19 protein-coding genes and 1 tRNA gene are annotated in these 21,680 nt (G+C 52.9%); 4 read left to right on the plus strand and 16 right to left on the minus strand.

The annotated features are described in order from the left end of the window. Window positions 1-12 precede the first annotated feature (12 nt). From F3F93_RS01735 to F3F93_RS01755, 5 genes are all read right to left on the minus strand, one after another. The gene (locus tag F3F93_RS01735) at window positions 13-1,449 is read right to left on the minus strand and encodes a glutamate synthase subunit beta (RefSeq protein ID WP_176957444.1); all 1,437 of its coding nucleotides are present in this window, start codon (window positions 1,447-1,449) and stop codon (window positions 13-15) included. Further along, window positions 1,442-6,100 (minus strand): glutamate synthase large subunit, encoded by a 4,659-nt coding sequence (gene gltB, locus F3F93_RS01740; protein ID WP_176957445.1) that lies wholly within the window; start codon window positions 6,098-6,100, stop codon window positions 1,442-1,444. Before gltB ends, F3F93_RS01735 begins: the two co-directional genes overlap by 8 nt. Before the next feature lie 194 nt (window positions 6,101-6,294). Further along, window positions 6,295-7,065: an SDR family NAD(P)-dependent oxidoreductase gene (locus F3F93_RS01745; RefSeq protein WP_176957446.1), complete on the minus strand. Its 771-nt coding sequence runs from the start codon at window positions 7,063-7,065 to the stop codon at window positions 6,295-6,297. Then, the gene (gene hisJ / locus F3F93_RS01750; protein ID WP_241696894.1) at window positions 7,058-7,882 is read right to left on the minus strand and encodes a histidinol-phosphatase HisJ; all 825 of its coding nucleotides are present in this window, start codon (window positions 7,880-7,882) and stop codon (window positions 7,058-7,060) included. The genes F3F93_RS01745 and hisJ overlap by 8 nt, the downstream gene beginning before the upstream one ends. A gap of 108 nt (window positions 7,883-7,990) precedes the next feature. Next, a tRNA-Lys gene (locus F3F93_RS01755) sits at window positions 7,991-8,066 on the minus strand. A gap of 172 nt (window positions 8,067-8,238) precedes the next feature. Here F3F93_RS01755 and F3F93_RS01760 point away from each other — a divergent pair. The 3 genes from F3F93_RS01760 to F3F93_RS01770 all read left to right on the plus strand — a co-directional run bounded on the left by F3F93_RS01760 (window position 8,239) and on the right by F3F93_RS01770 (window position 11,264). Beyond that, the gene (locus F3F93_RS01760; RefSeq protein WP_176957447.1) at window positions 8,239-9,300 is read left to right on the plus strand and encodes an SH3 domain-containing protein; all 1,062 of its coding nucleotides are present in this window, start codon (window positions 8,239-8,241) and stop codon (window positions 9,298-9,300) included. Window positions 9,301-9,415: 115 nt separating this feature from the next. Continuing rightward, complete coding sequence (locus F3F93_RS01765) at window positions 9,416-10,531, plus strand: SH3 domain-containing protein (protein ID WP_176957448.1); 1,116 nt, start codon at window positions 9,416-9,418, stop codon at window positions 10,529-10,531. 178 nt (window positions 10,532-10,709) lie between these two features. Further along, entirely contained in the window at window positions 10,710-11,264 is a 555-nt protein-coding gene (locus tag F3F93_RS01770; RefSeq protein WP_176957449.1) for an SH3 domain-containing protein, read from the plus strand. 134 nt (window positions 11,265-11,398) lie between these two features. Here the strand turns inward: F3F93_RS01770 and F3F93_RS01775 are convergent, their stop codons facing one another. From F3F93_RS01775 to hpnC, 11 genes are all read right to left on the minus strand, one after another. Beyond that, window positions 11,399-12,190: a TonB family protein gene (locus F3F93_RS01775; RefSeq protein WP_176957450.1), complete on the minus strand. Its 792-nt coding sequence runs from the start codon at window positions 12,188-12,190 to the stop codon at window positions 11,399-11,401. Further along, the gene (tolR, locus tag F3F93_RS01780) at window positions 12,168-12,590 is read right to left on the minus strand and encodes a protein TolR (protein WP_176957451.1); all 423 of its coding nucleotides are present in this window, start codon (window positions 12,588-12,590) and stop codon (window positions 12,168-12,170) included. The genes F3F93_RS01775 and tolR overlap by 23 nt, the downstream gene beginning before the upstream one ends. A 247-nt stretch (window positions 12,591-12,837) precedes the next feature. Further along, window positions 12,838-13,527 (minus strand): protein TolQ, encoded by a 690-nt coding sequence (gene tolQ / locus F3F93_RS01785; RefSeq protein WP_176957452.1) that lies wholly within the window; start codon window positions 13,525-13,527, stop codon window positions 12,838-12,840. Beyond that, the gene (gene ybgC, locus F3F93_RS01790; RefSeq protein WP_347239164.1) at window positions 13,524-13,961 is read right to left on the minus strand and encodes a tol-pal system-associated acyl-CoA thioesterase; all 438 of its coding nucleotides are present in this window, start codon (window positions 13,959-13,961) and stop codon (window positions 13,524-13,526) included. The genes tolQ and ybgC overlap by 4 nt, the downstream gene beginning before the upstream one ends. Continuing rightward, window positions 13,958-14,986 carry a Holliday junction branch migration DNA helicase RuvB gene (ruvB, locus tag F3F93_RS01795; RefSeq protein WP_176957453.1) on the minus strand — a complete coding sequence of 343 codons (1,029 nt, stop codon included), beginning with the start codon at window positions 14,984-14,986 and terminating at the stop codon, window positions 13,958-13,960. Before ruvB ends, ybgC begins: the two co-directional genes overlap by 4 nt. Beyond that, window positions 14,986-15,552 carry a Holliday junction branch migration protein RuvA gene (gene ruvA, locus F3F93_RS01800; RefSeq protein ID WP_176957454.1) on the minus strand — a complete coding sequence of 189 codons (567 nt, stop codon included), beginning with the start codon at window positions 15,550-15,552 and terminating at the stop codon, window positions 14,986-14,988. Before ruvA ends, ruvB begins: the two co-directional genes overlap by 1 nt. A gap of 36 nt (window positions 15,553-15,588) precedes the next feature. Then, window positions 15,589-16,077, minus strand: a complete 489-nt coding sequence (gene ruvC, locus F3F93_RS01805) for a crossover junction endodeoxyribonuclease RuvC (RefSeq protein ID WP_176957455.1) — start codon at window positions 16,075-16,077, stop codon at window positions 15,589-15,591. A gap of 207 nt (window positions 16,078-16,284) precedes the next feature. Further along, window positions 16,285-16,938 (minus strand): 2-polyprenyl-3-methyl-6-methoxy-1,4-benzoquinone monooxygenase, encoded by a 654-nt coding sequence (gene coq7, locus F3F93_RS01810; RefSeq protein ID WP_176957456.1) that lies wholly within the window; start codon window positions 16,936-16,938, stop codon window positions 16,285-16,287. Window positions 16,939-17,239: 301 nt separating this feature from the next. Further along, entirely contained in the window at window positions 17,240-18,481 is a 1,242-nt protein-coding gene (locus F3F93_RS01815) for an FAD-dependent oxidoreductase (protein WP_347239165.1), read from the minus strand. Window positions 18,482-18,500: 19 nt separating this feature from the next. Then, entirely contained in the window at window positions 18,501-19,376 is an 876-nt protein-coding gene (gene hpnD, locus F3F93_RS01820; RefSeq protein WP_176957457.1) for a presqualene diphosphate synthase HpnD, read from the minus strand. Continuing rightward, window positions 19,373-20,281 carry a squalene synthase HpnC gene (hpnC, locus tag F3F93_RS01825; RefSeq protein WP_176957458.1) on the minus strand — a complete coding sequence of 303 codons (909 nt, stop codon included), beginning with the start codon at window positions 20,279-20,281 and terminating at the stop codon, window positions 19,373-19,375. Before hpnC ends, hpnD begins: the two co-directional genes overlap by 4 nt. Before the next feature lie 66 nt (window positions 20,282-20,347). On the opposite strand from hpnC, the gene thiO reads away from it, so the two are divergent. Then, window positions 20,348-21,538: a glycine oxidase ThiO gene (thiO, locus tag F3F93_RS01830; RefSeq protein WP_347239166.1), complete on the plus strand. Its 1,191-nt coding sequence runs from the start codon at window positions 20,348-20,350 to the stop codon at window positions 21,536-21,538. Window positions 21,539-21,680 lie beyond the last annotated feature (142 nt).

A 21,680-nucleotide genomic window follows, 5' to 3' on the forward strand; every position in this document is an offset into this window, starting at 1 on the left:
TAATGCCTCAATTTAGCGGGGCAGGGTGGTTGAACCCATGAGGAATTCATCGACAGCACGAGCGCACTGACGGCCTTCGCGAATAGCCCAGACAACCAGTGACTGACCACGACGCATATCGCCGGCAGCAAAGACCTTGTCGATGCTGGTGGCATAATCGGAGTCGTTGGCGGCAACGTTACCGCGACCATCCTTCTCTACGCCGAGCTCTTCGAGCATGCCTTCGTGCACAGGGTGTACAAAACCCATCGCCAGAGTAACCAGCTGTGCAGGCAGTTCAAATTCAGAGCCTTTGATCTCGTTCATTCGCCACTGACCATCAACCTGCGTCCACTCCACGCGAACACACTCAACAGCCTGCAGGTTGCCGTCGGCATCACCGATGAAACGCTTGGTGGAGACCTCCCAGTCGCGCTCGCAACCCTCCTCCTGAGAGGTGGAGGTGCGCAGCTTCATCGGCCAGTTCGGCCAGGTGGTCAGTTTGTTCGGTACAGCTTCAGGTTTGGGCAGAATTTCAATCTGAGTTACTGATTTGGCGCCGTGACGAACAGAGGTTCCGATACAGTCAGAACCGGTATCACCACCACCGATCACCACCACATGTTTACCGGCAGCAGAGATGAACTCATCGTCAGGGATCTCATCACCGAGAACGCGTTTGGTGTTCTTGGTCAGAAAATCCATGGCGAAATGGACGCCATTGAGCTCACGGCCCGGCACAGGCAGATCACGCGGTTTTTCAGAACCACCGGAGAGGATTACCGCATCAAAACGGTTGAGCAGGTCTGCTGCGGAAACATTGTCACCGACAGTTGAGTTCACACGGAACTCCACACCCTCTGCACGCATCTGGGACATACGACGATCAATGACAGCTTTGTCGAACTTGAAGTTCGGAATGCCATAGCGCATCAGGCCACCGATACGATCATTCTTCTCAAAGACGACCACTTCATGGCCGACACGGGCCAACTGCTGGGCCGCTGCCATGCCTGAAGGGCCTGAACCGACAACCGCAACACGTTTGCCGGTTTTAACCTCTGCAATCTGGGGTGTGATCCAGCCTTCCTCCCACCCTTTTTCAACAACTGAGAGCTCGATATTTTTAATCGAGATAGGATCGCCGATCAGGCCAACAGTACACGCCTCCTCACATGGAGCAGGGCAGATACGACCGGTAAATTCGGGGAAGTTGTTGGTGGAGTGCAGCACATCCAGCGCTTCACGCCAGTTGCCGTGATAGACCGCATCATTCCAGTCAGGGATGATGTTGTTGATCGGGCAGCCGTTGTGGCAGAAGGGGATGCCGCAATCCATGCAGCGTGCACCCTGTGTTGCCATATCTTCAGGTAGTTTGGAAAACTCTTTAAAATGTACAATACGGTCTGCGACCGGTGCATAGCTCAGGTTTTCGCGTGCGAATTCTTTAAATCCGGTTGCCTTACCCATTGATACTCTCCTTTGCAGTTGCTGCTTTTTCCGCTTCCATATCGGCCAGTGCACGGCGGTAATCCACCGGAATCACTTTGACAAACTGACCAAGGTAATCGCTCCAGTTCTCGAGAATCCGCTTGCCAACATCAGAGTTGGTGTAGTGCACATGACGCTGAATCAGTGTACGCAGAATCTTCTGATCATTCTGAGAGAGGGTGTGTTTAATATTTACACGACCATGTGTCTCCAGATCAGGTCCCTGATGATCCAGCGCTTCCAGCGCATCGGCTTCAGAAGCCACAGGCTCCAGCGCTACCTGCGCCATATTACAACGGCTCTCAAAGGTGCCATCGGCATCCAGAACATAAGCGATACCACCGGACATGCCTGCAGCAAAGTTTCGGCCTGTATCACCGAGTACTACGATGGTGCCACCGGTCATATATTCACAACCGTGGTCGCCAACGCCCTCAACAACAGCTACGGCGCCTGAGTTACGCACGGCAAAACGTTCACCGCCGACACCGTTGAAATAGCATTCACCCTCGGTTGCACCGAACAGAACAGTGTTACCAACAATGATGTTCTCTTCAGCGACAAGTTTGGACTCGGCAGGCGGATAGATGGCGATGCGGCCACCGGATAGGCCTTTGCCAACATAATCGTTACCTTCACCGGCCAGATCGATCGATACACCACGTGTTAACCATGCACCGAGAGACTGACCAGCCGTACCCTTGGCCTTGATGGCAATGGTATCTTCAGCCAGACCTTCATGGCCGAAGCGTTTGGCTACTTCACCGGAGAGCATGGTGCCGAAACTGCGATCAACATTGCAGATCGGTGTTTCGATGACAACAGGGGTTCTGTTCTCCAGCGCCGGCTTTGCCTGTTCGATCAGTTTATTATCGATCAGTTTGTCCAGCCCGTGATCCTGCGTCTCGGTATGAGATACCGATGTACCGTTGGCATCGACCTGATGCAGGATAGGGGAGAGATCCAGCCCTTCAGACTTCCAGTGTTTAATCGCGTCATTGGTATCGAGCATATCAACACGGCCAATCATCTCGGCAAAGGTGCGGAAACCGAGCTCTGCCATAATTTCACGCGCCTCTTCAGCCAGATAGAGGAAGAAGTTGACCACATCTTCCGGTTTGCCGACAAACTTCTTGCGCAGCTCCGGATCCTGGGTGGCAACACCAACAGGACAGGTGTTGAGATGACACTTGCGCATCATAATACAGCCCTCGGCAATCAGAGCGATGGTGCCGAATGCAACCTCATCTGCACCAAGCAGGGCGGCAATAACAACATCGCGACCGGTACGCATCTGACCATCGGCCTGCACAACGGTGCGGCCACGCAGACGGTTGAGAACCAGTGTCTGCTGTGTCTCAGCCAGACCCAGCTCCCATGCAGAGCCTGCATGTTTTATCGAGGTGAGTGGTGAGGCGCCTGTACCGCCATCATGGCCGGCAATCACCACATGATCGGCGTGTGCTTTGACCACGCCGGCAGCAACGGTTCCAACACCGATCTCGGAAACCAGTTTTACTGAGATATCAGCAGCCGGGTTGGTATTCTTAAGATCAAAGATCAGCTGTGCCAGATCCTCAATCGAGTAGATATCGTGATGCGGAGGCGGGGAGATCAGTCCCACACCCGGTGTGGAGTGGCGTACGCGGCCAATACGTTTATCAACCTTATGGCCCGGCAGCTGTCCACCTTCACCCGGTTTTGCACCCTGTGCCATCTTGATCTGAATCTGATCGGAGTTGGCCAGGTATTCAGTGGTTACACCAAAACGACCAGAAGCCACCTGCTTAATGGCAGAGCGCATGGAGTCGCCATTGGCCATCGGTTTGAAACGCTCAGGCTCTTCACCGCCTTCACCGGTATTGGACTTGCCGCCAAGACGGTTCATGGCGATCGCCAGCGTGCTGTGCGCCTCATGCGAGATCGAGCCGAAACTCATCGCACCGGTTGCAAAGCGCTTCACAATCGATGTTGCAGGCTCTACCTCATCCAGTGGGACAGGGGTGGAGGCTTTAAATTTAAACAGTCCGCGCAGTGTTTTAAGTTTGCCTGCCTGATTGTTTATCTCATCGGCATACTCTTTATAAAGCGAGTAGTTAGATGTCCTGATTGCATGTTGAACTTTAGCGATAACACCCGGTGTCAGGGTGTGATCTTCACCGCGTGCACGCCATGCGTATTCGCCGCCGACATCGAGTGCATTCTTGTAGATCATCACACCACGGAAGGCATCGATATGACGCTGGGTAGCCTCCTGTGCAATCTCTGCAAGAGAAGCGCCCTCAATCTGAGAGGCTGTGCCGGTGAAGTATTTGGCTACGAAATCAGAAGCAAGTCCAACTGCTTCAAAGATCTGCGCGCCACAGTAGGACTGATAGGTCGAAATGCCCATCTTGGACATCACCTTAAACAGCCCTTTGCCGATCGCTTTGGTATAACGCTTGGCAATCTCCTCTTCAGAGAGATCTTCAGGCAGTTGCCCCTGACGTTTCATGTCCACCAGAGTTTCAAAAGCGAGGTATGGATTGATCGCCTCTGCACCAAAACCTGCCAGGCAGGCAAAGTGATGCACTTCACGTGCGGAACCGGTTTCAACTACAAGGCCTGTTTCAGTTCTCAAACCTTCGCGGATCAGGTGGTGATGTACTGCCGAGGTGGCCAGCAGGGCTGGAATGGCGATGTGCTGCGCATCCATCTTGCGATCGGAGAGGATAATGATATTGAAACGATCACGTACGGCCTCTTCCGCCTGTCTGCAGAGGTTGGCAATAGCTGTCTCCATGCCCGCAGCACCCTGATCAATGGCATAACAGGATGAGAGCGTGATGGTGCGGAAACGGTTGTCGGTGTACTGATCGATATGGCGAATCTTCTCAACATCAACATTGGAGAGGATCGGCTGATGCACTTCCAGACGCAGCTGCGGCTCGCTCTCTTCAAGGCCAAGCAGGTTCGGGCGAGGGCCGATGATCGAGGTCAGGCTCATCACCATCTCTTCCCGAATCGGATCAATCGGTGGATTGGTAACCTGTGCAAAGAGCTGACGGAAGTAGTTGTAGAGTGGTTTGGCACGGTTGGAGAGGACAGCGAAAGGACTGTCATTACCCATCGAACCGGTAGCTTCCTGACCGGAAACAGCCATTGGAGTCATCAGGAACTTGATATCCTCCTGAGTGTAACCGAATGATTGCTGGCGATGCAGCATGGTGTCGTGATCAGGAGCCTGTGGCGCAACCTCTTCAGGCAGGCTCTCCAGCTGAATCTGGGTTTTAGCCAGCCACTCTTTATACGGCTTGGCTGAAGCAAGCTGCTGCTTGATTTCGGCATCATCAATGATGCGCCCCTCTTCAAGGTCGATAAGCAGCATCTTACCCGGCTGCAGGCGCCACTTCTTGATAATCTTCTCTTCAGGGATGTCCAGAACACCCATCTCGGATGCGCCGAGTACCAAATCATCTTCAGTCACCAGATAACGGGTAGGACGCAGGCCGTTACGGTCCAGGGTTGCACCTATCTGACGGCCATCGGTAAAGGCGACAGCAGCGGGGCCGTCCCATGGTTCCATCAGGGCTGCATTGTGCTCATAGAAGGCTTTGCGCTGCTCATCCATCAGTTTGTTGCCAGCCCAGGCTTCCGGGATCATCAGCATGGCAGCGTGTGCCAGTGAATAGCCACCTGCAACCAGCAGTTCCAGTGCATTATCAAAACATGCGGTATCTGACTGGCCATCGTGGCTGATTGGCCACAATTTGGTCAGATCATCACCCAGCAGTTCAGATTTCATGGACTGACGGCGGGCGTTCATCCAGTTGATATTACCGCGTACAGTATTGATCTCACCGTTATGTGCCATCATGCGGAACGGGTGGGCCAGCTCCCACGACGGGAAGGTGTTGGTAGAGAAGCGCTGATGAACCAGAGCCAGAGCACTGGTCACGCGCGCATCACGCAGATCTTCATAATAGGGGGAGACCTGGTGGGAGTGGAACATACCCTTATAGACGATGGTGCGGCTTGAGAATGATGCCGTATAGAAGTTGGCGGCATCATCTCTGCCCAGAGCCGATACAGCGCTGCTGGCCACTTTGCGGATCACATACAGCTTGCGCTCAAATGCGTCCTGATCTGCGCAGCTTTCACCTTTAGCTACAAACAGCTGGCGAATCACAGGTTCACAGGCGGTAACACTCTCCGGCAGATCAGCACGTACAGCATCTGTCGGCACATCACGCCAGCCAAGCATAATCTGACCTTCATCGGCAACTGCCTTTTCATATATCTCCTGACACTGCTTGCGGTAGGCCTCATCCTGCGGGAAGAAGACCATGCCAACGCCGTACTCACCGACAGCAGGGAGATCAAATCCGAGGTCTGTGGTTACTGCTTCTAAGAACTGATGAGGAATCTGCAGAAGAATGCCCGCACCATCGCCTTCGCGAGGGTCGGCACCGGCGGCGCCGCGATGGGTCAGGCGCTCAAGGATTTCCAGTCCTTTCTCAACAATATCATGGCTTTTTTTGTTTTTGATGTGGGCGACAAAACCAACGCCACATGCATCGTGTTCGTTTCTTGGATCGTAGAGACCCTGCTTAACAGGCTTTCTGTTCACACTTGGATGTGAATTACTCATTCTATTAACCTCACAGATTTAGACTCAAAACACTCGGCAAAACCGGACGCACGACGTATCTGAATCTGAATTCCTCAATCAAACTTTCTGATCACTCCCCCCGGAGCGAAAAGGGGGCGCAATCTAGCGAAAGTGGAGAGAATTCTCCACCCTAATTGCATCCTGAAATAGTTTGGAAAAAAAAGAGCCTCTCATCAGGGGCGAAGATGACTCTCCATGATCTTTAGGGAGATTGATCGCGGTACAATTTTCTGCAATAAAAACAGCAGTTTATGCCTCCACCCCGGAACGCAGAAGCCACCGCCTTTGGCGAGTGTACTCAGAGATGCTCCTACAACCAGCGGGATCGGGGTGCGAAAGAAGCTGCCCGGCCCCTTCGGCATTCCCGAAACTTCACGGAAACCTGTGGGTGAAGGCCCGGGAGCCAGCGTGACAATGCGCAGCTTGCCAGCAAGTTCCGTGCGCAGTGACTCACTCCAGTAGGTCAGTCCGGACTTAGCCGCAGCATAGGTGCTCATGTAGGGCAGTGGTGCTTCGCCGGCCAGTGATGAGACATTGATGATAAAGCCGTTGTTTCTGAGCAGATTGGGAAGCAGGGCATGGGTGATGGCAATCGGTGCGTTGAGATCGGTTTTGATCACATCGATCTGCGGCACGATGCCGGTTCGCTCAAAACTGCCCCAGATACCGAAGCCGGCATTGTTGACCAGCCCAATCAGCTTCTCCTTTTCAATGGCCTGCAGCAGGGTGGCTACGCCGGTTTTGGTTGTCATATCGCCCTGCAGGAGCTGATGACGTTCAGGATGCTTCAGAGCACCCAGCGTCATCTTCAGACGGGGCAGATCGCGTCCGTGCAGAATCAGCCGGTAGCCCTGCGGTTCAATCTGTTTGGCGAACTCCAGACCGAAACCACCGGAAGCTCCGGTGATCAGTACTGCCGCCTGTTTCTCGTTGTTGTTAACCATGTTCAATCGCTATCATGGTGCGTTGGCGCTGTTTAAAGCTGGCGATCTCGTTGATTCCGAATGATTCCAGCAGAGCAAGGCAGTCAGCACTGCCATGGCCGACTTCAGTGGGGGCGTGGGCATCGGAGCCGTAAGAGAAGGGGATGCCCAACTCGGCGGCACGCTTCACGATTGTTTTATGGGGATAGATCTCGGCTACCGGTTTGCGCAGGCCCGCCGAACTGATCTCCAGTGTCACATCCGCCTGTTTGACCGCCTGTAACATCGCTTCCATCGCCTCTTTCACCGCCAATGAATCAGCTGGTGGTCGGTGGCCGAATTTCTTGATCAGGTCGGGATGCCCGATGATATCGAACAGACCGGATTCAGCCGATTGCTGCACCAGCTTGAAATAGGCGCAGTAGGCCTCTTCAATCTTCCAGGTGTCCCAGATCTGTATGGTGTCGGGATTATCAAATCCCCAGTCGCCGATGTAGTGCACCGAGCCGATCACATAATCCCAGTTGTATGAATCAATCATCTCAGCCACATAAGGCTCTGTGCCGGGATGAAAATCAGCTTCCAGCCCAATCCGTACTGTTAACCGCACTTTCACTGCATCGCGAGCCTGCTCTACCTCCAGCAGATAGTCGGGCAGCTCGCTGCGATCCATGCGCCAGGGTTTATCAAAGCCGTCCGGCATCGGGGAGTGATCCGACATGCCGATCTCGTTGAGTCCGGCATCAATGGCCGCCTGCACATACTCCATCACCGTGCCGGTGGCGTGGTTACAGCGAGGCGTATGCATGTGATAGTCGGGGAGAGGTCGATAAGTCATGTGCCGATTGTAAAGCTGTGAAGCAAAGCCGCAACGAATGTTTCTTCAGGAGAGAGGAGATGATAAAGAAAAAAGGGGTCACGATTGCTCGTAACCCCTTGTCTCATATGGTGCGCCCAGAAGGACTCGAACCTTCGGCCCACGGATTAAAAGTCCGCTACTCTACCAACTGAGCTATAGGCGCATCGCTTTGCAGCGCGGCGAAGTGTGCGAATTTAGACGCACGTGTCAAACCCTTTTCTGCATCCATTGGCCGAATCCAAAAAAGAGGCTATAGTCACGGGGAAGGTATTGGGGCCTGTCAGGCTTAATCTCTATTATAAACATGAGATCTACTCTCCTGTGCAAGAGGTGATATGAACGAAAAAAATGATTCTGTTACTGGAAGTGGTAAAATAAAGGTCGAAAAAGACAATGAATCCAAGTCCTTCCAACATCAACTTGATGTATTTATGGAGCAGGAGGAGTCGCTTCTTTTCGATGAGAATAGCGATTCAGACGCAGCAGTTCAGGATCATCTCGATCACTTTGTTGAGGATATAGATCATCAGCTTGAGACCGGCCAGGAGGAGGCTTTTGATCGTGAACTCTCCCACCTTGACCCCTTTGCAGATGAGCAGCTGGCAGCTTTTGAAGATGACCCAACGCACCCCTCCAGCCAGTCTGATAGTGGCAAAGGCTCGTATGGCAAGTTGATCTCCGCTGCCCTGGTGGCAACGTTGTTACTGGTTATAGTCGTCGTCTGGTTTGTCTGGCCATCAGGGCCTGTAAATCACTATGCTACAAATGATGAGCCGGTGGCTGCAGAGCCTGGCCTTCCGGTGATCGATGCAGAGCCTGATGCCCTGGTTATTGACCCTGAGCCTGAAGTGGTTGCTATGATTGAAGATAGTACCGTTGAGCCGGTAGTTGAAACGATGATTGAGGAGCAGGCAGCTGCCGTTGAAGCTGATGTGTCTGATGGCGATTTACAGATGCCTGCGGTTTCAGACAGAACGATGAAAATCTCGGTGAGCTTTGGCAACGTGCGCGCCATGCCTGAGGCCGGGGCCAAAGTTGTGGCAAAACTGCCACGTCACACACCGGTACTGGTTGTGGCCGAGCGGGGAGAGTGGTATCAGATTCGCCTTAGTGGTGATCAGAGCGGCTGGGCACACAACTCTGTGCTGACAGCGGTCAAAAAACCTGCAGCCACGACACGATCTGCAGCCACGTCACGCGTAGTGGTAAACGTAGATGTAGGCAATATCCGCAGAGATCCGCATCCTAAAAGCCAGATTATCTATAAGCTGAAGCATGGGACTGCTGTGACACGTATCAGTATTGAAGGTGAGTGGTATCAGGTACGCCTGGATAATGGTGTTGAAGCGTGGGCTCATCAATCCATTTTTAACCTGAACCTGTTTGGAAGTTTTTAATAAATAACAACTTTTCTGCATAAGTATGGCATAGATCACATTTTCTATCTGCTCAGCCCCATAGTGTTCGCGAAAATAAATCAGTCCTGCGGGACAATGGGATGAGATGGATCATATGAGTAGATCAGACAGTGAAATAGAGCATCAGGGCGCAGACCTGCGAGAGCAGCTGCATGCCATCGTGAATAGCGAGATGGATCTCTTCGCAGACGTCGACAAAATTGCTGAAGTGAGCCAGTTGCAGGCAGAGGTAAGCCAGTTCATGGCTAATCTGCAGCAGCGCTTTGACGATTACATCCTCGAAATCGAGAGAGAGAATGCATCAGCAGCCGAACGGGCTGAGGACGATGCAGTGGAAGCCGCGCTGGCAGCAACAGCGACTGAGCATGCCGCGCGCGATAACGAAGAGATCATGAACCTTGAAAAAGAGTTCGGCACCTACGGCATCAGGCAGGCCAATGGTATTTTTGAACGCAAACGCTCAACGCGCGAAACCATTATCCAGACTCTGGCCGGTGCAACCATTGCAGTCGCTTTGATGTGGGTATTTTGGCCGGCATCTGAACAGCGTGAGAGTGCAACTGCAGTCACAGAGGTTGCTGTTGAGGTCGCACAGCCAGCTATCGTTGCAACAGCTGAAGAGAATACTGCAACTGTTGAAGCGAAAGTTGTTGAAGCACTTATACCTGCTAAAGAGGAGGTTGCAGTGCAACCTGAAGCTGTTGTGGTCGAGCCTGAACAGAGCGCTAAACCTGTTATCGTTGCCAAAGCAACGGCACCTGCTGCAGTGGAGGAAGTTGTAGCGCCTGAAATGGCTGAAGCCGTAATCTCTGAAGAAGCTGAAAAAGTGGCTGCGGCCATAATTAAGGGTGAGAGGATCAAGGTGACTGCCCATTTCGGTAATGTGCGCAGCGCTCCTGATAACAGCGGTAAAGTAGTTTCACGTCTGAAAAAGGGTGAAGTCGTTTATAAACTCGAAGAGAAGGATGGCTGGTACCGCGTCAGACTCGATGCAGAGAAAACAGCATGGGTACACAAATCCCTGTTTGCGCCACGTATGCGGGTTGGTGTCGATGTTGCGAATATTCGCACCGTTCCGTCCGGTAATGGAAAAATTGTTACACGCCTGAAGAAGGGTGATTACGTCACCAAAACGGGTGAGCAGAAGGGGTGGTATCAGGTCAAACTCGATAGCGGCAAAACAGCTTGGGCACACAGCTCAATCTTCTGATTGGTTTTTTCTATCAATATTAATTAGCCGCCCAATACGGGCGGCTTTTTTTGGTCAGCTGATCGGAGGTCTGTAAATCAACATCGTCTCTTCATATGGTGTGGATCACAGTTTCATTTGACCGATTGATGCACTATCTGCTGATAAGCAGATCGTCCTGCAAGGACGGGAGGTAGATATGGATAAAGCAGAAAGTGGAATTGAACATGTAATGAATCTGGATGAAGAGTTCGATACCTACGGCATTAAACAGGCCAATGGAATCACTGAAGCGAAACGTGTTTCTGTAAAGCAGATGCTCGCCACAGGCGTGATTGGCTCACTGGTTCTGGTATTGGGGTTGTGGCCAGCTGCGGAGCAGAGCAGTGCTGAACAGATCACAGTAACTGCCCACTATGGCAATGTGCGCGATACTCCGGATAACAGTGGCAAGGTTATCTCACGCGTAAAAATGGGTGAAATCGTTTATAAACTTGCAGAGAAAGATGGTTGGTTCCATATCAGACAGACGGATAGTGAGACCACAGCATGGGTACACAGATCGGTATTCTCTCCTCGACTGCAGGTTGGCGTGCAACTTGCCAATATTCGTCAGCAGCCGACGGCTAAAGGCGGCATCGTCACTCGTTTGAAAAAGGGCGATTACGTCACCAAAACGGGTGAGCAGGAGGGGTGGTATCAGGTTAAACTCGACAGTGGCAAAACGGCCTGGGCACACAGCTCGATCTTTTAAACTCGCGCTCTATTGAAGCAGTAAAAAGCCGTCCGATCTGGGCGGTTTTTTTATTGTACACCGTCCTGTTTACCGAAGGCTTCTAACGATCACATGGCGGGAGAGGGGTGTTCGATCAGTTATACAGTGTTCTGTTATTTCAGCGGGCGGAAACGGAGGCGATTGGTACGGAAGTACTCGAACTGCTGTTGGGGAAGCTGAAATGGTGCTGCTGCCTGAATCGCACGGATGAGTGATGCATCCATCATTTCATTGCCGGAGCTCTCAATGACTTTCACGGATACGACTGCACCACTGGGGGCAAGCACCATCTCAACCAGCGGGTCGGTGAGTTTGTCGCTACTGGCAGGCACCTTCCACTGCTCCTGAACTGCAGCCTGCATCAGCGCAACATAGCGCTCGATCTCATTTTTAGAGAGCTGCTGGCCTGCGATGTTGGCGATATCGGGGCGTGAGGTGGAGGCTTTGTTGGTTGAGCTGCTGCGATCAGTAGATGAGCCGATAGGGGCGAATGGATCGAAATCATCCTCCACCTTCTTGGCTACAGCTTTGGGTTCAACCTTTGCCGCCACTTTAGGCTCTGCTTTTGGTTTGGGTTTTGGTTTCTCTTCAAGTTTCAAAACCGGAGCCTTTTTAGTATCTACCTTGGGCTTCTCTACTGCGGCTGGTTTTTGCTCCTGCTTTTTGACCGGTTTCATCTTGCGCCGAGACTGCTGCTCAATGGCAGCGAGCTGTTTGGCAGAGATCATCATCACCTCGATGCGCTGCAGTGGCTGCTCCTTCTTCTGGCTTTGCCAGAAGGAGAGGGTGACCACGACAATCAGGATCAGAGCATGCAGCAGAAAAGCATAGAGCAGATCGAGTTTAGTCAGATCTGCTGAATGATCTTCGGCCGGGACTCGTCTAACGGCGCGGCTCTGTGACAAGACCAACCTTCCTGATGCCTGCTGTTTCGAGAAGACTCATCACCTCAGCGACACGACCATAGGGCGTTTTTGCATCGCCACGAATGAATACGGGCAGTTCCGGCTTCTGCTGGCGCATCGCCTGGATGCGCGGAGCCAGCTGTTTAATGCTGATCGGCTGCTTCTGCTTCTGCATATAAATATCACCATTGGCACGAATGGTCACAACCAGCGGTTCAATATTCTGTTGCATGGCAGGCGCTTCGGCATCCGGAAGGTCGACATTTACCCCTTGGGTGAGCAGGGGAGCCGTGACCATAAAGATAATCAGCAACACCAGCATCACATCAACCAGTGGCGTGACATTGATCTCACCCATCGGTTCGTTCTCTTTACTCCATTTGCTCTGTCCGGCCCACATACTCAGCTCCTGTGATCCATAAGATTGCAGAAATATGGCGCAGAATATTTGCGTTCGAGGTGGTTCTGCAGCCAAAAGGCATAGCTTGAGCTATGGCTTGCAGGCGAGGGACCGCATTCGCTGCAAATGGGCAAGCCAGATTCTGCAAATGGCTTGCATACAACTTTAAACAGATCAGTCACTGCAGCGGTCAAGCTGCTTAGCAAAGGGATTAAGGCTCCAGGCCTGTTGTTGTGGATCACAGGATCTAACCTTTTATGTGGCGCGAAATGATGTTCAGGAACTCGGAGTTGAACTGCTCCATATTCGAGGCCAGACGCTTTAGATCAGCGGTAAACTTGTTGTAGGCGACAACGGCTGGGATCGCAGCGATCAGGCCGAATGCGGTCGCTACCAGTGCTTCAGCAATGCCCGGTGCAACGGCGGTAAGGGAAGTGTTCTGGGTCAGAGCGATACTCTGAAACGCATTAACAATACCCCAGACGGTACCAAACAGGCCGATGAAGGGTGAGGTGGAACCTACTGTGGCGAGAAAGGCGAGGTTGCGGGAGAGGCGCTCCATCTCTCGGGAGAAGGCGGCATCAAGGGCACGTCGGATGCCGTCCATGCCACCGGCAGCAACAATTTTACCCGCTTCACTCTGCTTGGCATCACGTCGGGTGCGCATGAATTCGCGGTAACCGGCCTGAAAGATGTTGGGCAGTGACGAGTTGGGATACTGCTGCGGAATGCCTGCCAGTACAGTGTCCATATCGGTGCCACTCCAGAAGGTTTTGGAGAAGGACTCGGCCTGACGGCGGGTTTTGCTGTAAAGACGCCATTTATTGAAGATAATCGCCCATGAGACAAGCGATAGCAGCATCAGCAGGATGAGTACGCCCTGAACGACAAAACCGGCGTTCAGGATAAGGGTTAGGATCGACAGGTCCTGATTCATGAAGAAGACTCCTCGGGTTGATTTAAATGGCTTTGCAAACGTTCAGTTACAGCTTTGGGTATGCGGCTAACGCTACCATCCCGGCTGATGCAGGCGAGCTGGATATCACCTTCGGTGAGCAACAGACCATCACTCTGGCGGTAGATCTGCTGTTTAAAGGCGATACGGGCACCGCGCATCTCAACCAGTGCGCTTTCAACATTCAACATCTCATTGAAGCGGGCAGGGGCATGATAGCTGACATTGGCCTGACGAACGGCAAACATCACACCGAACTCCGCTTCGATTGTATCAAGCTCCAGACCTGCACAGCGCAGGAATTCACTGCGCGCACGCTCCATGAATTTGAGGTAGTTGGCATAATAGACAACACCACCATGGTCGGTGTCCTCATAGTAGACGCGGATGGGCCATGATTCACTGAAGCTGGTCACAGCAGTGACTCCTGCCTGCCTGTGCCCGGCAGTTCACGTTTAAGATGTGCATAGGCCAGCGGTGTGGCGGTGCGGCCACGCGGCGTGCGGGCTATGAGCCCCTCCTGCAACAGGTAGGGCTCCAGCACATCTTCGATGGTATCACGCTCTTCTGAGATGGAGGCAGCCAAGGTATCCAGACCAACCGGACCACCACTGTATTTATCAATGATCACCAGTAACAGGCGTCGATCCTGATGATCCAGACCGAGATGATCGACCTCAAGTCGCTTCAGGGATGAGTCGGCAACGGCCTGATCAATCAGCCCATCATGTTCGATCTCGGCAAAATCGCGGACCCGGCGCAGCAGGCGATTGGCGATACGCGGTGTGCCGCGTGAACGTTTGGCGATCTCCATTGAGCCGACAGCGGCAGTCTGAATTTGCAACAGGGAGGCAGAGCGGCTGACAATGCGTGCCAGCTGTTCATGGGTGTAGAACTCCAACCGTTCAATCACGCCGAAACGGTCACGCAGCGGATTGGTCAGCAGTCCTGCACGTGTGGTGGCTCCAATCAGGGTGAAACGGGGAATATCCATCTTGATCGAGCGGGCCGCCGGGCCCTGACCAATGACAATATCGAGCTGAAAGTCTTCCATGGCAGGGTAGAGAATCTCCTCAACCTGCGGACTTAAGCGGTGGATCTCATCAATAAAGAGTACATCACCCTCCTCAATATTGGTCAGCATCGCCGCCAGATCACCGGGACGCTCAATAACAGGGCCGGAGGTGGCACGGATATTCACACCCATTTCGGTAGCAATAATATTGGCCAGCGTGGTTTTACCCAGTCCGGGCGGGCCATAGAGCAGCACATGATCAAGTGATTCACTGCGCGCTTTGGCAGCCTGAATATAGATTTTCAGATTAGCCCGGATCTTCTCCTGCCCCACATACTCATCAAGACTTTTGGGGCGCAGCGCTGCATCCCAGTTGTCCGCAGGGCTTGAGATACCATCAATCAGGCGCTCTTCAGCATCACTCATTACAGTACCTTCAGTGTGTTACGGAACATCGTTTCAAAGTCAGCCGGTTCCACCTTTTTCAGTGCGGCATCTATCTGGGCCGGTTTATAACCGAGGTTGGCAAGGGCCGAGCGCACATCGTCATGGCTATTGCCAACGCTTACACCGCTGCTGCTAACTGCACCGGCATCGAGTTTGCCCTGCAGTTCAAGAATCAGGCGCTGGGCAGTCTTTTTACCGATACCCGGGGTGCGCGAGATGGCGAGATCATCTGCGTTTTCAATGGCACGCACCAGATCTTCGGTAGACATCCCACTCATCAGATTCAGCCCCATGCGGGCACCGATACCCGATACACTGGTTAACTTACGGAACAGGGCGCGCTCAGCGCCATTGGCAAAACCGAACAGGGTAATCTGATCTTCGCGCACATAGGTGTGGATGGAGAGTTCAGCTTTGCCGCCCTGTTTAAGCTTGCAGAGGGTCTGCAGGCTCAGGGCCACTTCATAACCGACACCACCGGTCTCCACGATGACTAGGCCTGCCGGATCGAGCTCACGCACTGTACCTGATAACCAACCGATCAATTTAGACTCTCCCGTAGCAGCTGTAAGTGGCAGTGATCATTTTTTTTCAGCCAGTTTCTGCATCGGTGAATGATGCGCATGGCAGATGGCTACGGCAAGGGCGTCTGCAGCATCTTCAGGGCATGGCTCAGGCGGATGCAGTAGCATGCGAACCATATGGCCGACCTGATCCTTATCAGCACGTCCGAAGCCGACGACCGACTGCTTGACCGTGGTTGGAGAGTAGGCGGTTACGCGCAGCCCGTGAAAGCCGCAGGCCGCTACCAGAGCACCGCGTGCCTGACCCAGCTTCAAGGCTGAACTGACATTTTTGGAGACAAAAACATCCTCAATGGCTGCGCTCTCCGGTTTGAATTCTGCGATAATCTTTGACAGGCCGGCATAGAGAAGAAACAGGCGCTCATCAAACTCGCCTTTGCCGGTTCGGATCATGGCGTGATAGACATGGCGAATACGGCTGCCCTGCACATCAATAATGCCTACCCCCGTTTTTACCGATCCCGGGTCAACACCGATGATTCTCAAGGGCACATCCACAGCGCTGAATTGGCTATAATCACTGTCACAGCATGTTGAATCGTGGACCGTTTACGATGTCCTGACATGAAAGATCCCCTCAGAATTAGCTTCATGCGTACCATAACAGGGGGGGAGTGAGTGTGAAACGTTAGGTGTGAGGTGAAGGGTGAAGAATCTCACTCCTCATGCTTTACGCCTAACCCTTCACTCAGTTTATATCTTTTCAGCGACGCTGGTCATCACCTTGGAGGTCAGTTTCATCATCTGTTTGATCGGTTGAGGCAGATCAGCTGCACCAAGACCTTCGGCCAGCTCGGCATGACTCTGCTCATCAATCTTCATCTGCTCCACAATCGCCCGGCTACGGCTGTCATTGGCAGGCAGGTTATCCAGATGGGAGTTGAGGTGGCGCACTACCTGATGTTCTGTTTCAGCCAGAAATCCGAGATTCCAGCGATCACCGGCAATGCCGGCAGCCATGCCGATGGCAAAGGAGCCTGCATACCAGAGGGGGTCGAACAGACTGGGTCGCTCTCCCAGTTCATCTAGGCGACTACGACACCAGTTCAGGTGATCAGCCTCCTCAATGGAGGCGTGACGCAGTTTATCCACCAGCCTGGGATCACGCGCTGTCAGGCTCTGCCCCTGATAGAGGGCCTGGGCGGCCATCTCACCGGAGTGATTCACCCGCATCAGACCAGCTGCCAATCGCTTCTCATCAGCTGTGAGTTGTGGTGTCTGATCATCTGCTGTGGAGGCGGGGTAGGTGCGAGAGCTGACCTGCCTGCAAAAGATGTTATTCAGGGCGCGATCAATCTCGCCAATAAACTGATCTGCCAGGGACGGATTACGGAATGGTTTGTTCATGAATGAATCATAAATCGCTAATTCCTTAACGCAACAATGGATATACACAGGCCTAATCCCTTTGTTTTCAACGCCTTCCAAGGCTCTCCACAGTGCCTGTGGATAACTGTGTGGATGAAACCGGTTTGAGGCCTCTGTTTATTACACTTCGGTGACATGTCTGCCGATTGCCTAATAATTAGGCATTTCTAATAGTGCTTATTATTCAGTAGCTTAAGGGAATTATATCGACTTCGACAGCAAGAAAATGCGCCATGTGTGCTTTTGCGTTAAATATGACCTGTCAAGTGGATAAAAAGGATCAGGTGAGCAGTTTGCAGACTTCTGAGGCTGCTTTTTCGCCGCGCAATACAGCAAACTCAATGGTGGCAGGCAGTTGACCAGGGGTAGGCGCTTCGCATGCATCAATAATTCTGGAGGAGGCTGTGAACATCGGCTGGTAGTTTCGAACAAGAACAGTTGCCCGCTTTTCACGAATAATCCGGTGATGAACAGGCGCCAAATCGACACCAGAAATAAGTCCGATTTCGTGACTGATCTGTGCCACCAAAGCCTCATCGCTGATCCTGTTTTCATCGGCACTGATGACGGCACAGAGATGCCTTAGGGACGGAGTCTGTTGAAAGGCCTGTGACACATCGAAAAACCACTCCCCGGTGGTGCCAATACCACCAATCAAAGGTTCGGGCAGTCCGCAGTGATCCCTGAACCAGAGGTGCACGTTGGTGATGGCGCGTGTTTGGAAGCAGTTATCTATGCCTAACAGGGTAGCCGCTGCATAAGCAGGCAGTGCAAGGATTGCTGCTGCAAACGGTTTGCCATTCACCTCTACGATACCACCGGCCTGCTCTTGAACAGAACGAACCCGGTAACCGGTTCTAATGGTTACACCCAGCTGCTCAGCCTTCTCTAGCAAGGGTGTAATCAGAGCCTTATCCAGAGGTGCGTTAAACCAGCCAAGTCTGGCCGAGGTTTTGGATGCAAAGCTCTCTTTGATAACCCGTTTGAAAGTTGCAGCACTGGCCGTACTTATATCCTCATTCATCACACCCAGGCAGATCGGTTCAAGCATATCGCGCCGCAGGTTTGCGGGGATGGCAGCTATTGTGAACAGCTCAGCAACAGAGGTGTTAATTTGGTCGTTTTGATCCAGCTGACGGGCCAGCCGTAACATCGCCGCTGCTGAACGCCAGTCATGATCGGGCAGTGCTTTCACGGCAACCAGCAGAGCCATAGCAAATGGCATATAGGCATTAGGTTGAAGCCTGAAGTGGTTGCGCTGCTCATCCCATAACGAAAGTTTCAGTGATGGCTGCCATGTGACATTAGCTGTGGCATCGCAATCGTTCAGCAGTCGCTGTGTCGCTTCATAAGCACCAATAAGCAGATGAGGGCCGTTGTCGCATAGCTCACCTGTGGTTTTATCAATAAATGAACGGGTTCGACCACCCGCTTTAGGGGCGGCTTCAAAGAGTTCAACCTTAATGCCGGTCTGAGCCAGCCGGATTGCAGCGGTGAGGCCGCAGAGGCCGCCACCAATCACCGCAACAGATCGGCTAATCTCAGAACTCCAGTTTCAGCGGCATGTTCTTCTTCACCGCTCTGGTTTCATAACGCCATGTCTTCCACGCTGTCCATATTTTGCGCAGGGGCAGGATATGAACCGGTTTCTGCCACATATCATAATCCGCATCACGCAGTCGCTGCAGGTAGTTATAATAGATTGTACCCATCAGAATCGATGGCCGCAGGCTCTCACGATCCTCATCAGGAAGGCTCTCCAGAGCCTGGCGATAGGCTTTTTCAGCACGTTCGGCATAATCACTAAGCAGGGCGCGCATACCATCGCTCATATTGCCATCCTTGAAATCCTGATCACTGACCCGATAGCGGATGCGCTCCTCCTGCGGGAAATAGATGCGGCCCATTTTGGCATCGGTGGCGACATCACGCAGGATATTGGTCAGCTGCAGTGCTTCACCGAGCGAGGTGGCAAAGTCGCGGCTTTTACGGTTTTTGTAACCGAACACCTCAATGGTCAACAGCCCTACAACACCGGCAACCCGATAGGCGTAGAGCGACAGATCGGCATGTTTAAGCATTGGCTGGCGCTTCACATCCATCAGCATGCCATCGATAATCTCAACCAGTAGCTCCTCATTAATGGGGAAATGTTTAGCCGTCCAGGCCAGCTCTCTACCCACCGGATGCTGCGCTCTGCCTTTAAATGCGCGGCTTAGCTCTTCACGCCAGAAGGCCAGCTTGGAGAGAGCAACCTCCTGCTCTTTCACCTCATCAGCGATATCATCGACTTCACGGCAGAAGGCGTAGAGCGCCATCATCGCCCGGCGCTGCTCATCATCCAGAAACAGGAATGCATAGAAAAAAGAGGAGCCGGAGCCACGGGTTTTGTTGCGACAATACTGTTCAGGTGTCATGCAGGCTTCCTTTTGATCGCACTGGCGGGAAAAAATGAATCTTTTAAAACCGGCAACAGCATCGCTCGCCACTCACCACGGCCCAGGCTTGGCCTCTGCTGCAGTGGTTGTTCACTCTGTTCAATCTTATGAAGCATGCGGCGGCCCCCATGGATGGTTGCAGCAATCTGCAGACGCAGTCTGAAGGGCAGCTTCAAGAGCAGGGGAACACCCGACTCAAGTTGATCTCTGGTGCTTTGCAGGGCGAAGCTGAGAACTGGCTGCAACATCGCATCACTAACCTCGCCATCGAGCATATCCTGACTGCTAAACCCTGACTCCTGCAGCCATGTTTGTGGCAGATAGCAGCGCCCGCGTGGCAGATCAATGCTCAGATCCTGCCAAAAATTGATCAACTGCAGTGCGCTGCAGATACTATCAGAGCAGCGATTGGCTTCAGCATCATGAATGCCGTGCAGGGCAAGCATCAGACGCCCGACCGGATTGGCAGAGTGTTTGCAGTAGAAGAGCAGCTCATCAAAGCTTGAGTAGGCGTGGATGGTGACATCCATACGGAATGCGATGAGCAGATTATACAGCTCTTCAACCGGAAGGTTGTGCCTGCGAATGGCATCACCGAGTGCCATAAAGACCGGATGATCGATGTTCGCATCCGTTTCACAGCGCTCCAGTAGTGTCTCCCAGGCATCAATCTGTTTGATTCGGGTCTCAGGTGCCGCATTACCCTCATCAGCCAGGTCATCGGCGTGACGGGCAAAGGCGTAGATCGCCGCTACAGCCGGGCGCAGGTCAGCGCGCAGCAGTTTGGATGCTGTAGGGAAGTTCTCATAGTGGTTCCGTGCGATATCCAGACAATGTTGATAAGCTTGCGCTAGCTGCATTGGCTGGCCTGTAGAGGCTGACATTGCGGCATGGTGGCAATGCAGCAGTGATTCCGCAAGCCCATAAACGATGAATCCGGGGAGAGTTTCGTGAGCAGTTTCAAACAGGGTAGTGGTAAACGCGTAGCAGTTGTCGGTGGCGGCGTCATCGGCTGCCTGACAGCGCTCTATCTGCACCGCCTTGGTGCAACCCCCATTATCCTTGAAAAAGGCAATACTGGTCGTGAATCGAGCTGGGCCGGTGCCGGTATTCTCTGCCCGATTCACCCCTGGCTCTATCCCGACAGTTTCACCCATCTGGTGGATACCAGTCTCGCTATGTTCCCTGAAATGAATGGTATGCTGCAAGAGTTGAGCGGCCTGAAAACCGAGTGGCAGTCATGCGGCCTGATGATTCCGATGTTTGCCGATGATCGCATTCACCACCGTCAGGATGCCCTGAACTGGTCCAAACGCTTCGGATGGAAGGTTGAAGAGCTGGATACCAGAGAGACATGCGAGCATGAGCCGACCATGAGCGATCAGGTTTCTGGTTCTCTGCTCTGGCCTGAAGTAGGGCAGGTACGCAATCCACGCCTGCTGGCTGCTGTCAAACAGGCGCTGCTTAACGCCGAGGTTCCGATTCGCGAACAGGCCGAGGTGATTGGCGTCGGTAAAAACGGAGAGGGTGAGATTGCATCGGTCACACTTGCCGGTGGTGAAACCATTGATTGCGATGCTGTTCTGCTGGCTGCCGGCAGCTGGAGTGGTGATCTGGCCTGTCAGATTGGGCTTGAATTGCCGGTAGAGCCAGTAAAAGGGCAGATCGTACTGCTTAAAGATCAGCCGGGCAGAGTGAAGAGCATCATCAAACATGACGATGTCTATCTTGTGCCGCGTGTAGATGGTCATATTCTCGTTGGTGCCAGCATGGAACGGGTAGGTTTTCAGCCCGGCACCACTGAATCCGTCGTCAATAATCTGCTGGAAGCGACATATCGCATTACACCGGGGCTAAAAGGTGCCGAGATTATCGAGCAGTGGATGGGTTTCCGCCCGGGTAGCCCCGACGGCATGCCGTATCTCGGCCCTGTAGATGGCCATCCCGGTCTGTTTGTAGCCACCGGCCACTACCGTAATGGCGTAGCCTTAGCCCCCGGCACAGCCGATATCATGAGCCGCTGGATTATGGGTGAAGCCCCATCGATGGATCTCTCCGATTTTCGGGTGAACAGACCCGTGGTTAATCTGGAAAAAGTCGGTTTCCCCGCCAGCGTAACCTCCGTAAAATCCTCAACGTAGGAACCATAAAAAAGCCCCGACTGACAAAGTCGGGGCTTTTAAAGACCCTCGCCTGTGAGGGGGAGGGGGAGAGGCGAAGGTCTGTTTTCTGCTGTTTGGCTAGTATATATGGTCATGGAAGCGTTGACCTGTGAACTATTTC

It is taken from the genome of Mariprofundus sp. KV, assembly GCF_013387475.1.
Lineage (GTDB): Bacteria > Pseudomonadota > Zetaproteobacteria > Mariprofundales > Mariprofundaceae > Mariprofundus.

Bases quoted from the DNA above. Each gene is read 5' to 3' on its own strand.
- hisJ (WP_241696894.1), bottom strand. From the start codon at position 7,882: ATGACTTATCGACCTCTCCCCGACTATCACATGCATACGCCTCGCTGT.
- F3F93_RS01765 (WP_176957448.1), top strand. From the start codon at position 9,416: ATGAGTAGATCAGACAGTGAAATAGAGCATCAGGGCGCAGACCTGCGA.
- F3F93_RS01770 (WP_176957449.1), top strand. From the start codon at position 10,710: ATGGATAAAGCAGAAAGTGGAATTGAACATGTAATGAATCTGGATGAA.
- ruvB (WP_176957453.1), bottom strand. From the start codon at position 14,986: ATGAGTGATGCTGAAGAGCGCCTGATTGATGGTATCTCAAGCCCTGCG.
- tolR (WP_176957451.1), bottom strand. From the start codon at position 12,590: ATGTGGGCCGGACAGAGCAAATGGAGTAAAGAGAACGAACCGATGGGT.
- coq7 (WP_176957456.1), bottom strand. From the start codon at position 16,938: ATGAACAAACCATTCCGTAATCCGTCCCTGGCAGATCAGTTTATTGGC.
- hpnC (WP_176957458.1), bottom strand. From the start codon at position 20,281: ATGTCAGCCTCTACAGGCCAGCCAATGCAGCTAGCGCAAGCTTATCAA.
- F3F93_RS01745 (WP_176957446.1), bottom strand. From the start codon at position 7,065: ATGGTTAACAACAACGAGAAACAGGCGGCAGTACTGATCACCGGAGCT.
- hpnD (WP_176957457.1), bottom strand. From the start codon at position 19,376: ATGACACCTGAACAGTATTGTCGCAACAAAACCCGTGGCTCCGGCTCC.
- tolQ (WP_176957452.1), bottom strand. From the start codon at position 13,527: ATGAATCAGGACCTGTCGATCCTAACCCTTATCCTGAACGCCGGTTTT.
- F3F93_RS01760 (WP_176957447.1), top strand. From the start codon at position 8,239: ATGAACGAAAAAAATGATTCTGTTACTGGAAGTGGTAAAATAAAGGTC.
- F3F93_RS01735 (WP_176957444.1), bottom strand. From the start codon at position 1,449: ATGGGTAAGGCAACCGGATTTAAAGAATTCGCACGCGAAAACCTGAGC.
- gltB (WP_176957445.1), bottom strand. From the start codon at position 6,100: ATGAGTAATTCACATCCAAGTGTGAACAGAAAGCCTGTTAAGCAGGGT.